This window comes from Paenibacillus sp. PK1-4R (genome assembly GCF_030369595.1).
Classification (GTDB): Bacteria; Bacillota; Bacilli; order Paenibacillales; family Paenibacillaceae; genus Paenibacillus.
In genome coordinates, this window is sequence record NZ_CP126535.1 from 2,341,331 (window position 1) to 2,354,233 (window position 12,903).

The window sequence follows — 12,903 nt, forward strand, 5'->3', positions numbered from 1 at the left end:
TAATTAAAGTTGTCTTTATAACGAAGAAGAGAGGGGATCAGATGCGTCAGCCGATAGAAGAACCCATATTTTATTCTTATCCTGGAATGGTAGCGGTGGTGACTTCACGTCATGAGGGAGTCCAGAATGTGATGGCGTCCGGATGGCATACATACATCGGATCATCACCAGGCGTATATGGCATCTCCCTTCGTAAGGAAACATACTCCTATGAACTCATTGAGAAGAGCGGTGTATTCGGTGTTCATTTCCTACCAGGTCATCGATCGGAGTGGATTCAAGCTGCAGGAACGTTCAGTGGAAGAGATACGGATAAATTCAAAAGATTCGGCATTCCATATGAGGAAGGAATCAAGGTAAGTGTACCCATTTTGACAGACGCTTATTTTGCTTATGAATGCAAGGTTATGGACATTACGACATATGGTGACCATGAATGGATTGCAGGCGAAGTGTTGCAGCGATATCAGGATCAGAAGTACTTTCTGGAGAATGGAATGGTTGATCTGGAGAAGTTGCAAATCCCAATGTACACAGGGCGTTCAGCATACCGGATCATGGATGCGAGGACAGAAGAAAAGATTCACCCGTTCCACCTCTAGGGTCCTAGGCAAGAAGAAGCAATTATGAGCAAAACTTTCAATCCGGTCTGACATAGGTTTATAATGGATATTGGCTGCTGAGCAAGTCGGCAGCCTTTTGTTATGAATTCAATTGTTTCAATCGGTATATGCGTGGGTATGCTGGTTTGCGCAAGTGGGACAGGTAATTTTAGCCACTCGATGAAAAGTACTATATTTAACGACAAAATTAGAGTATGATTTTACAGCTATATGAGCTGGCAGGAAAGGTTACATCGGTTTAATCGTTTGTAACTATTGCTGTAAAGTATGAGGCTTATTTCGGGCGTATAATGCTAAACGTGAACTCACGAATGAATATAAAGAATATTTTAATAATTAAACTTAATGGACAGGCAATTCGTCTTCTTTAATATTATAGAATTCACACAGAATGTAGCATCATCGGATAGTGCTTCAAACAGAAGCTTTTCTTATGTTGTAAATGAAAGATGGAAGGTGCAATACGTATGTTAATGACAACCAGAACGATCAGGAGTTCCTTTATGCCCCCAACACCGATGTTGTTGACCCACAGTAATAAGGAGGGGCATGCATGTCACAATCGTTAAATCGTAAGAGACATATGAACGGACTTGACGGCTTGCGAGCCATCGCTGTAATTGCGGTAATCGCGTATCATCTGAATTTGGATTTTATTCCGGGCGGACTGCTCGGTGTAGGGATATTCTTTGTTCTCTCGGGATATTTAATTACAGATATTCTCGTGTCACAGTGGCAGGAACATGGACGCATTTCACTCGGTGATTTCTGGGTAAGACGGGTAAGGCGTTTGCTTCCAGGCATGCTGACCATGACAGCTGTGGTGATGATCTGGTTGGCCTGTACAGACCCATCCCGGCTCGCTGCGCTTCGTGGTGATATCGTTTCGGGTGTATTATACATAAGCAATTGGTGGTATATCTTTCACAACGTTTCCTATTTCGAAAGTTTTGGCCCTCCATCACCGTTTGGCCATTTCTGGTCGCTGGCTGTGGAAGAGCAATTTTATCTGATATGGCCTCTTCTACTGATCGCAGCAATCGTAGTGTTCAAAAGAAAGGGATGGCTGGTCGTCTTCATTGTTGTTGCAGCTGAATTGTCTGCTGGTGCAATGGCCATCATGTATAATCCAGATTTGGACCCGAGCCGTGTATATTATGGAACAGACACGCGGGCATTCGCACTGCTTGCTGGTGCTGCTCTTGCCGTAGTATGGCCTAGTCGTAAGCTGTCGAGCTCTCTGCCTGGCATGAATCGGCTTGTGCTCGATGTGTCGGGACTTGCTGCGCTTGCTTTATTAATCTACATGATGCTGAATAGCAGTGAATATGATCCGTTTCTGTATCAAGGGGGCATGGTGCTTCAGGCTATTGCAACAACGTTGCTGGTAGCGGTGTTGGCTCACCCATCGTCTTTCCTAGGACGTATCATTGGAGCGAAGCCACTACGCTGGATCGGAGAGCGATCCTACGGATTATATCTGTGGCATTATCCTGTCATTATGTTAACCAATCCCGCGGTGGATACGGGAGGAGCACATCCTGTACGAATCATTTTACAGGTTGCTGCAACGGTTGTACTGGCTTCATTGTCTCTTAAATATATTGAAAATCCGATTCGGTACAACGGATTCCGTGATTCTTGGTCCCGATTATGGGGAAGAGGGCGGTCATCGATCAGTATACGTAACGTATGGTGGAAGCGGGCAGGTCTGTTGATGACGATTCTGCTGTTGTCCTATACGGTATCCCAGATGATGGTCTCACATGCAGCGAACTCCGACTCCCATTCGGTATCGATGTCCAACACATTGAATGGAGAGAATTCCGTGGCGGAGGAACAGGGACAGGATGTGTTGCCAGCTATTACAGGAACGTCAGGCTCTGGCCAAAAGAACGATGCTCATACCCATAAACCGGAAGCAGGAACGAAAGATGATCCGGGGAAAAACGAGAAGCCAACAGGAGAGTCTGCTCCAGACTCGAAACCTGACGACCAAGACAATTCAGTGAATCCTGGCAAGGACGATCAGTCTGAAGATAAGCCGGCTGATGACTCCGTGACTAACGAGAATGATACATCGGATGACGCCGGAGCGAATCAATCCGATAATACAGATCATACGGATGATACACCTGAGTCATCTCAGGACAATGAAGAAACGGCTCCTCCTGCCAAGGATGGCAAGGTTCATTATACCGTTATTGGAGATTCGGTGATTTTGGATGCAAAACCGTATCTGGAGCAAAGTATATCGGGAGTGTATGTGGACGGACATGTCGGTCGTCAGATGTGGCAGGCAGGTGATGTATTGGAAGGTCTGAAGCAAAACAACCAAATGGGCAGCAAGGTAGTGCTGGAGCTCGGGACGAATGGTTCCTTTAACTCCAAAAACTTGAATGCTGTGCTTGATTATCTGAAGGATGAGGATCGGGTATATCTAGTTACTGTGCGCGTACCTCGTCCATGGGAACGAACGGTGAACAGGGCGTTAAATGAGGCAGCATCCAAATACAGCAATGTCTCGTTAATTGACTGGAACAGTGCAAGTGAGGGACATGACGAATATTTTGAAAAAGACGGCGTACATCTCACTACGCAAGGGTCCGAAGCTTTTGCAGAACTGGTGAAAAACAGTATCCAATAATACGCAATCATATTTAATACGATTTAGCACTTATTCATTATATATAGCCTGGGGTGAAGCTACCGACGGCTGCAACAAGAAAGAGCTCTCATTGTGAGGGCTCTTTTTATATGTTAGGAACAATTAGTCAGCAAAGTGAATTCCAAACAGGGAAACCGATATTTTTCACCCCTGCATCCGTGGATCGTCACCTTACGGTATGATAGCGTTAACATTTACAATAAGTGTATTCAAATCGCCGAGGGGGATTATAGAGATGTTGAAAAAATGGCTTTCGGGTTTCCTGGCAATAACATTGTTCTCCATTATTCTGGCTGGTTGTGCTGGCGGGGACACTTCAGAAGGAGGCAGCGGCAATGACAAAGTAACCGTCACTCTCTGGCACAACTGGACCGGACAGGATGCAAAGGCGGTTGCGATGCGCAAAATAATTGAAGATTTTCGCGCGGCGCATCCAGATATTGAAGTTGTGGATGAAGGCCTGCCAACAGATGGTCTCAAAACTCGGCTTCGTACGGTGGCAGCTGCCAACGAGATGCCAGACCTGTTCGTGATGTGGCCGGATGCCATGACTAAGGAATTTGTAAAAGGGGATCTGTTACAACCCATTAATACAGAGCTGGACGCAAAGCCAGAGTGGAAAGATAACTTTATCCCCAATGCATTGGACGGATACACCGTAGACGGGAATATCTACTCCGTGCCCATGAATCTGGCGCCGAGTTCCTTCATTTATTACAATGAAGCTTTGTTCAAACAGTACAACGTAAAAGTGCCTGAGACCTGGGCGGAACTGGAACAAGCGATTGCTACTTTTAATCAAAATAAAGTCATTCCCATGGCACTTGGCAACAAAGCCAACTGGGTAGCTCAATCAACGATATTCAGTACACTGGCTGATCGGATTACCGGCACAGACTGGTTCCTGAAAGCGGCAGCACAAGAGGGTGCAAGCTTTACCGATCCACAATTTATTGAAGCCTTGAACAAGATGCAGGAGCTTGGCAACACCAAAGCATTCCAAGATGGATTCAACAGTATCGATGAGACACAGATGATGCAGCTTTATTTCCAAGGTAAGGCAGCGATGGTCATGAACGGCGGATGGGCCTTGGCAAATCTGGTGAACAATGCACCTGAAGAGGTGCTGAACAACACACATATTACGATTCTTCCTCCAGTGGACGGAGGTCAGGGTGAACCAAGAACAACATCCGGTGTAGTAGGAACCGGGTTGGGTGTAAGTAAAAAGCTGAGCGGTGCACAAAAAGAGGCAGCGATGGAGCTGTTCTACGCGCTGGCAGGACCTGATGGTCAGAAGGCCACATTGGATAGCAGCACATTGGTGAGTTACAAGATTGATCTGGACAAAACCAAAGCACATCCATTGTTCGTAGAATTATATGATCTGATGCAGGAAGTGAAGATCACGCCAGTATACGATTCCAAGCTGGGGTCGGCAACGGTTGAGGTTATTAATAATGCATTGCAAGAGTTGCTTATGGGTGGCAAGGCCGAAGACATTGCGGCTAAAATTCAGGCGGCTCAAGCCAATGCAGTTAGTCAGTAAGCATTCGTTAAAACCCCTTCCCGGCAGGGGAGGGGTTTTAAGTATGAATGGGATAGTCAGTTGCAAGTTGGTAAAGGAATTTATCGAAGGGAAGTGAACAGATGAACGCACTGCGCAGTCGGCGTTTTATTATGCTGGGGTTGGCCCCGGCAGTCATCATTTATGCATTGTTTGTATTTGTACCGGTCGTGTGGTCGGCATACTACGGTTTCTTCAACTGGTCCGGCATCGGCGCATCCAAATATATTGGTGTGGATAATTACGTGGAGATCTGGCATGATCCTGTATTTTGGCGGGCGCTGAAAAATAACGTTATTTTTGTGTTGGCGTCGGTATTTGGACAAATTCCGTTAGCGCTTATGCTGGCGGTCATCTTACACAAAAGCAATCCATTACAGCGGTTTCTGCGCTCAGCCGTATTTCTGCCGATGGTGTTATCCACTGTAGTTATCGGTATGATCTGGCAGTATATCTATCATCCGCAGATCGGGATATTAAACTTTCTGCTGGACGCACTGGGGCTTGAAAGTTGGAAGCTGCAATGGCTTTCCGATGACAAGATTGCCATTTTCTCATTGGTACCGCCGCTGCTCTGGAGCTTTGTCGGGTTGTATCTAATTATCTTCATCTCGGCGTTGCAGAATATTCCCGGCGAGATTCATGATGCTGCCAAAATAGACGGGGCTTCAGGAATCCGGAAGCTGGTATCCGTCTCTCTGCCCATGATCTGGGGTACGGTTCAGGTAGCGATCATTCTATGTATTTCGGGTAGTCTGAAATCATTCGATCTGGTCTACATCATGACCAAGGGTGGTCCGGCACATGCGACGGAACTGCTTGCAACGTATATGTACAATTCCACCTTTACAACATACCGATATGGTTTTGGTAGTGCGATCTCAACAACCATCGTACTGATCTCCCTGCTGCTGATCGGAACAAGCCAGTGGTTAACCAGTCGCAAACGAAAAGAGAATCAATAGAGAGGAGGAGTTATCATGCGCGTGACACCTGTATCCATGCCATCACCACGAAGCAGCTCGGGCCATCCGGTTCGCCGCCTACGTAGCGGAATTGTTTGGACGCTGCTAACGGTCTATGGTATTTTAACATTGTATCCGTTCTACTGGCTCGTGATTAGTGCATTCAAAACAAATGAAGATTTCTATAGCAGGCCCTTCGGACTGCCGGAAAACTGGAATGTTGCCAATTTCAGCAATGCATGGGAAAGCTCCAGGCTGGGAACCGCTTTTGGCAATTCACTAATCGTATCGGTGGGGTCACTTATTCTAACGCTGTTTATTGCAGCGTTGGCTTCATTCATCCTGGCTCGTTTCCAGTTTCGCTGGAAAGGGTTAATCATGACCTTCTTTGTTGTTGGTATGCTCATTCCGATCCATAGTACACTTGTCCCCTTATTTATTTTAATGAAACAGATGTCTTTGCTAAATACGTACTGGGCCTTAATATTACCTTATACGGCTTTTGCTTTGCCTACGGCAATTTTTGTGCTTACTGCTTATCTGACAAGTGTTCCACGTGATATTGAAGAGGCAGCTTTTATTGATGGAACAGGACTTTGGGGGCTGTTTACCCGGATCATGTTACCGATGTCCGTCCCAGCGTTGTCTACGGTTACGATCCTAAGTTTCTTGCATGCATGGAATGACTTTTCATTTGCGCTTGTGTTCATCAACAAAACCGGATTGAAAACGTTACCGTTGGCCATTGCGAACTTTGCGGATGGGTATCAAACCGATTACGGCTTAACGCTTGCTGCCATGACCCTGTCGGTCATTCCAACCATTATCTTGTATCTCATATTCCAGGAACAGGTTATGAAAGGCATGACAGCAGGAGCTGTCAAAGGATAAGCGAAAGCGCATCCAGAGGAGGAGAAACGTTTGGCACGCTGGCTCACATCTTCGTTACAAAGGAAGCTATCGGTCGTCGTGACGGCTTCAATGATTGTGCCATTGCTGGCCTTGGGCCTGTTCGCCTTTCTGATCTCTTCCCGCATTACAGAGCAAAAAACAAAACTGTCCGGCATGGATACACTGAAACAGGTGGAAGCGAATCTTCGTTATATGCTGCAAGATGCCGAGAACCTATCGATTTTCCTGATTGGAGAACGGGACATCCAGCAGTATCTTAGCCACAATGAAGATCATGAGCTGGACCGGGTGGATATCCTGGGCAGAATGACCAATCTGGCGGCTTCCAAGAAATATATCGCTAACATCGCCATATATCCGGGACGTTTTGATGCCACATTGTCAACCGCTACCTGGTATGAATCCAATGAATCCAACCTTTCGTATCCCTCTGTTCCAAGCGGTGAAGCAGTCAAACAATGGACGGGGGTATACCCGGTGCAGAATTACGCGGGTATTCAAAATGTGATCACATTGGTTCGGCCAATCCGCAGTATCCATGATTATCGACCCATCGGCTGGTTAGCCATTAGTCTGGATGAGAAGGCCATATCCAAGGGATGGGCCGCTCTGGGATTAGGCAGAGGGCAAGGCAGACTGGAGCTCATCGGCAGTTCTGGAGAGATTCTGTCTTCAATGGACAAATCCCGGCTTGGACTTAAGCTGGAGCAGGCCGAACCAGGAGTCACAACGTTAATTCAGGATGGCGGTAGCGGAACAACCACATATGGCAGTGGTGACGATAAACGGACATTGCTCTATTATCCGGAAGAACTGACCGGTTGGACGTTGGTTGGAACGGTTCCTTATGACCAGTACAAGTCCGAGAATCGGTACATTCTTATTCTGACCGGTTGCGCCGTTGCGATGTCTGCTGCGATCAGTGCTGGCTTGGTCTGGTTTACGGTTCGTCGTGTGACGAGGCCGCTTCGTGTACTTACCCGACATCTGTCCCGAATTGATCCGGAACGCCCGCTTCCTTTGTTTCGGTCTGAAAGTGATGACGAGATCGGTAGGCTTGGGGAGAGTTACAATCTGCTCGGTGCACATATTCAGTTATTGAAGGAAGAGGTTATTCGGGGTGAAGCTCGTAAAAAAGAAGCGGATCTTCGAGTGCTTCAGGCGCAGATTAACCCGCACTTTCTCTATAACACGCTCTCTTCAATTCATTGGATTGCCTTGATGTCTGAAGAGAAGCGGATCGCGGATATGGTTGAGGGCCTGAGTGATTTTCTACGTATCAGCTTGAATAATGGTCAGGATTACTGCCCTGTGGAACAAGAGATTGCTCATATTCGCCATTATGTGCGTGTGCAGTCAATTCGTTTCCCTGATCAATTCGTGTTGCATTATATCGTAGATCCAGCGCTTGAGAAGCGAATGATGCTGAAGCTGTTGCTGCAACCGCTCGTTGAGAATGCCATGATTCATGGCATTCAGCCCAAAACAGGCGTGGGCACCATCACCATAATGATTCGCAAGGACCCGGATAATGAACAGATGAATGTGCTGGTGCTGGATGATGGTGTCGGCATGGAGCCGGACAGGCTGGAACAATTAAGGATAAGCATTAGGGAATGGAAGGGAAAACAGCCGGAAAAACAGCTAAACCAAGGCGGTTATGGGCTCTGCAATGTGAATGAGAGACTGCTGCTCCATTATGGAGCGGATGCACAGCTTGAAGTAGACAGCAGGGTTGGGGGAGGTACCCGGATTTCGTTTTCCATTCCAATCTTGGAGGGTTCGTCATGAGACTATTAATTGTTGATGATGAAGTGATTATCCGTACAGGGCTTGCCAGCGTTATCGCTTGGCATGAACTCGGAATTGAACTTCTTCAACCTGCTGCCTCGGCAGAGGAGGCGTTAACACGTTTGGCTGAGGAACGTCCACATATCCTGATGACCGATATTCGGATGACAGGCAGATCGGGACTCGAACTGGCTGAAGAGGGCCTGCGATTGTTACCTGAGCTGGAGGTCATTATTTTGTCCGGATACGATGACTTTTCTTATGCCCAACAGGCGATTCGCCAAGGTGTTACAGATTATCTGCTCAAAACAAGCAAGCCGGAAGAGATCATCAAAACCGTATTACAGGCCAAACAGCGAATCTCGGAACGTTGGGCAGAGAAGTCCAGAGAGGGACAGCTTATGCGGGAGAATCGAGAGCGGTTATTTGCCGGGTGGATCATTGATGGTGACACCGCTTCGGGCCATTTTCCTTCATTCTTGCGATCTGATGTTGGAAAAGAGGCAGGGCTTGGTGGCCTTGATGATGAACAGATTCTCAGACAAGTCATTATTCTTCGAGCAGAGGGTTGGGATCGATCCTCGGATGCGCTATTACGATTTGCGGTGCAGAATACCCTGGAGGATATGTTACCTGGTGCCATTGCTCATGTAGAGAAACAGCAAATTATTTGTGTAGTTTCATGGCCGCCTGTGGAACATGAAACTACGTTCAGGCTGGAGAGTGCATTACGTCGGGTGGAGCAATTACTGAAGTGCACCCTGCGCGCAGCGGTAGGTCTGCCTGTGCGTGGATATGCAGATCTGCACGAAAGCTACAGTACTGCGTCAGCTGCATTCCGATATCGGGGTTTGGTGGATTATAAAGTATGGCATTATGAGCACGTTCAGGATCGCCAAGGTGGTAAAACTGTACTTACGCACGAAGAGGAGACCACACTTGGTACATTATTGCTGGATAATGATTCAGTCACGTTAACGACATGGACGCGGGAACTTGTGGCTAATTTGATTACAGAGCCGGAGGTCACACCAGAATCGTTCAATGCTTGTCTGCACTCAGCCGTCATTGCAGGTCATCGCTGGCTGACTCGCACAATGCGAGCCACAGGGCGTGAAGAACCCGCAAGGCTCGAGCCATGGTTGCCCGAACCGGATGCTGAAGCTGGTGACCTCGGGGATATGCTGTTCCATCATCTGTATGGTCTGATGCATATCTATCATAGCCGAATGGGTCAGGGACAGGCTGCTCATGTGCAGAAGGCTATCGGTTATATTGAATCTTCATTGGCGCAGGATATTAATCTGCAGCAGGTAGCTGGACATGTTCATTTGCATCCGGGTCACCTCAGTGAGCTGTTTAAAAAAGAAATGGGTGTGACCTTCGGAGATTTTGTCACCGATATGCGTATACGAAGAGCGATGGATATGCTGGCGGTGTCTCCAGCGAAGGTCAGTGAAGTCGCTGCCATCAGCGGCTACGAGGACGTGAAATATTTTAGCAGACTGTTCAAAAAACATACCGGCAAGACCCCGAGTGAATATCGCGAGGAGGCAATGTCGTTTAAGCCTTCGGGAAGTTAGAAATGAGCAGATTAGGAAACATGTCTTGCCTTACTGCAAACGTTTTCGATATGGTATTACTCAGGGTTATTGGAGAGTGAGGGCGTACTAATGAAGACCCATAATTCAAGTCAGGATTTATCTGGACAATGGAAGATACAACATTTTGAAGTTGGGGAGAAGCGGGCGATGGATGTGGCAGCTGCTGCACTGGATGACCGTTTCTGGATCGGGGCTGAAGTGCCTGGCGATGTACATGCTGCGTTGGTTGAGCGCAGTATCATTGATCCGCCCTATTACGGACATAATGATGCCAAAAGTCGCTGGATTGAGCAAAAGGAATGGTGGTACCGCACAACCTTCAATCTGGTGAGAGATGCAGAGACCGAGGAGCACTTTGAATTGGTGTTTGAAGGATTGGATACGTTTGCAACGGTATATGTGAATGGCCATGAAGTTGGAAAAACGGCAAATATGCTCATGTCACATACTTTTAACGTCACGTCTCTAGTACGCAGCGGCTGGAATGCGATTGCTGTCAAGTTTGATCCGCTTCATCTGCATCACCGGGACAAAGAAACCTTTGACTGGTCTTCGTACACGAAGGAACGGCCATGGTTGCGCAAAGCAGCGATGAACTTTGGCTGGGACTGGGGGCCACGCATGGTTACCGTGGGGATCTGGGGTACGGTAAGGCTGGAAAAACGAACAATTGCCAAGCTGGAAAGTGTGTATGCTCGAACGGAATCAGTCAGTACAGAGCTGGCTGTCTTACATGTCACGGCAGATGTGAAGTCGGTCTTGTCTTACCGTAGCAGACAGAAACGTGAGCAGGCTGTGGTTGCGACCTGTAATGTTCGTCTGTTGGATCGCAGCGGACACGAGGTGGCAGGTGTCACTGAACTACCCGTAGAGGGTGGCAAAGCGGATACCACATTAAACGTTACGTCACCGCAGTTATGGTGGACTCATGATCTGGGTGAGCCGTATCTGTATACACTGGAGGTTACATTATACGCAGATGGCGTTGAGGTGGATCGTTATAGCGAGCCTTATGGGTTACGAACGATTGAGCTGGCTCTTCACAATGAACGGGGTGAAGATGCATTTGCTTTTATCCTGAACGGAGTCAAGATCTACGCCAAGGGAGCCAACTGGATTCCGGCTGATCATCTGATTGGCGCCATCCCGAACTCTCGATATCGTGAGCTTGTCGAGCTGTCGGTGGAAGGGCATATGAACATGCTGCGTGTCTGGGCTGGTGGTATATATGAGAAGGATGTCTTCTACGATGAGTGTGATCGGCAAGGGGTGTTGGTGTGGCAGGATTTTGCATTTGCAAACGCATTGTTCCCGGATTTCAATCGTGATTTCATGGATAATGTACGGCAAGAGGTAGAAAACAATGTCCTGCGCCTGCGTAACCGTGCCTCGCTTGCTCTCTGGTGTGGTAATAACGAGATAGACTGGCTCTATGATATGAAGTCGGCAAGTGGAGATATTACCAGTCCGTTCTACGGCGAACAGATATATCATGAGCTAATCCCTGAAGTGCTGGAGCGCTTGGATCTGTCTCGTCCGTACTGGCCTTCTTCGCCGTTCGGAGACAGCAACGGTCAGGATGCGAATGACCCGGATGTGGGGGATCGCCACAACTGGCAGGTATGGCATGGTTCGGTCTATCCAAGGAAGCATGGAGAGCCACCGCTGCTGGACTACAGTATTGAAGGTGTAACGTTCAAAAATTATAAAAAGGATCATGCGTTGTTCAGCAGTGAATTTGGTATGCACGCCTCGGCCAATCGTTACACGTTGGAGAAAAATATGCCCGCAGGGCAGTTTTACTGGGGCAGTCCGGAGATGGCCTATCGTAACAAGGATACCAATCACCAGAAAGGCATTTTGTTGATGGAGGGTTACACAGGGATTCCGCAAAATATAGAAGAGTACATGAACTATTCCATGTTGACTCAAGCAGAAGGGTTGCGTTATGGGATAGAACATTTCCGGCGCATCAATCACCGTAACAGCGGTGCGCTTGTGTGGCAATTAAATGACAGTTGGCCAGGAACAAGCTGGTCCATGATTGATTATGAACTGCTGCCGAAGGCATCCTTTTATTACGGGAAAATATTCTTTCATCCTGTCCTGTTATCACTGGAGCATGAGCCCGGGGAGCCGCTTGCGTTGTGGGTCGTAAACGATACACGTGACGTCTTGAAAGGGGAGCTTCGACTCAATGTCTATGCATTGAATGGAGAGAAGATCTATTCCAGTACACATGCTGTTGAAGTAACATCACAATCCTCACTGTGTATTGCTGAATTAACTGAAGCAGAGGTGTTACAGGGCAGACGTGGTGAGGAAGTAATGGTTGAGTTGGTATCCGAAGGGTTTGCAGCACCGAGCAATCGATACTTCTTGCGTGATCCTAAGGATGTGACGTTGCCAGAGTCGCAATTGAGCGTACATGTGAACGAAGAGGAACAGTCTGTAACGGTTACGGCCAGTGGAGCGATTGCACGATTGGTGAAGCTGGAGCTTCCCCTTGGGCGTGTCCGATTCAGTGACAATTATTTCGATCTGCTCCCCGGTGAAAGCCGAACAGTGAGACTACGTCACCCAGAGCAAACGTCTCTGCCACTGACAGAACTTCGGGTTAGTGCCATGAACGGCAGAGAAGGATAAAATAATAATAATAGACTTCAAATATTATTCGAGGTTCAAGGTGGTAATCCTGATCAGGGATGCCACCTTTTTTTGCTTTTGCAGCAGGTGAGTTCATGTCGTTGTGTCAGGTTACCCTGTCCTTAGT

8 protein-coding genes are annotated in these 12,903 nt (G+C 47.6%); all 8 read left to right on the forward strand.

Annotated features, from left to right (window positions below; translation table 11 throughout):
- The first annotated feature begins 41 nt into the window (after nt 1-41).
- The 8 genes from QNO02_RS10295 to QNO02_RS10330 all read left to right on the forward strand — a co-directional run bounded on the left by QNO02_RS10295 (nt 42) and on the right by QNO02_RS10330 (nt 12,776).
- Entirely contained in the window at nt 42-602 is a 561-nt protein-coding gene (locus tag QNO02_RS10295; protein WP_249911150.1) for a flavin reductase family protein, read from the forward strand.
- A 574-nt stretch (nt 603-1,176) separates the two neighbouring features.
- A complete protein-coding gene (locus QNO02_RS10300; protein ID WP_289391931.1) occupies nt 1,177-3,270 on the forward strand; it encodes an acyltransferase family protein in 2,094 nt (697 codons plus the stop codon).
- Nucleotides 3,271-3,526: 256 nt separating this feature from the next.
- Entirely contained in the window at nt 3,527-4,840 is a 1,314-nt protein-coding gene (locus tag QNO02_RS10305; protein ID WP_289391932.1) for an extracellular solute-binding protein, read from the forward strand.
- Nucleotides 4,841-4,941: 101 nt separating this feature from the next.
- The gene (locus QNO02_RS10310) at nt 4,942-5,823 is read left to right on the forward strand and encodes a carbohydrate ABC transporter permease (protein WP_091032136.1); all 882 of its coding nucleotides are present in this window, start codon (nt 4,942-4,944) and stop codon (nt 5,821-5,823) included.
- 36 nt (nt 5,824-5,859) lie between these two features.
- On the forward strand, nt 5,860-6,714 hold the full coding sequence (locus tag QNO02_RS10315) for a carbohydrate ABC transporter permease (RefSeq protein WP_165980265.1): 855 nt from the start codon (nt 5,860-5,862) through the stop codon (nt 6,712-6,714).
- A gap of 30 nt (nt 6,715-6,744) precedes the next feature.
- Nucleotides 6,745-8,526: a cache domain-containing sensor histidine kinase gene (locus QNO02_RS10320; protein WP_289391933.1), complete on the forward strand. Its 1,782-nt coding sequence runs from the start codon at nt 6,745-6,747 to the stop codon at nt 8,524-8,526.
- Nucleotides 8,523-10,109, forward strand: coding sequence for a helix-turn-helix domain-containing protein (locus QNO02_RS10325; protein ID WP_289391934.1), 1,587 nt, complete (start codon nt 8,523-8,525; stop codon nt 10,107-10,109). The genes QNO02_RS10320 and QNO02_RS10325 overlap by 4 nt, the downstream gene beginning before the upstream one ends.
- A 90-nt stretch (nt 10,110-10,199) precedes the next feature.
- Nucleotides 10,200-12,776 (forward strand): beta-mannosidase, encoded by a 2,577-nt coding sequence (locus QNO02_RS10330; protein ID WP_249911145.1) that lies wholly within the window; start codon nt 10,200-10,202, stop codon nt 12,774-12,776.
- Nucleotides 12,777-12,903 lie beyond the last annotated feature (127 nt).

What these genes read in the sequence shown, in the direction of transcription:
- QNO02_RS10305 (WP_289391932.1), top strand. Translation starts at nt 3,527, where the DNA reads ATGTTGAAAAAATGGCTTTCGGGTTTCCTGGCAATAACATTGTTCTCC.
- QNO02_RS10325 (WP_289391934.1), top strand. Translation starts at nt 8,523, where the DNA reads ATGAGACTATTAATTGTTGATGATGAAGTGATTATCCGTACAGGGCTT.
- QNO02_RS10300 (WP_289391931.1), top strand. Translation starts at nt 1,177, where the DNA reads ATGTCACAATCGTTAAATCGTAAGAGACATATGAACGGACTTGACGGC.
- QNO02_RS10330 (WP_249911145.1), top strand. Translation starts at nt 10,200, where the DNA reads ATGAAGACCCATAATTCAAGTCAGGATTTATCTGGACAATGGAAGATA.
- QNO02_RS10310 (WP_091032136.1), top strand. Translation starts at nt 4,942, where the DNA reads ATGAACGCACTGCGCAGTCGGCGTTTTATTATGCTGGGGTTGGCCCCG.
- QNO02_RS10295 (WP_249911150.1), top strand. Translation starts at nt 42, where the DNA reads ATGCGTCAGCCGATAGAAGAACCCATATTTTATTCTTATCCTGGAATG.
- QNO02_RS10315 (WP_165980265.1), top strand. Translation starts at nt 5,860, where the DNA reads ATGCCATCACCACGAAGCAGCTCGGGCCATCCGGTTCGCCGCCTACGT.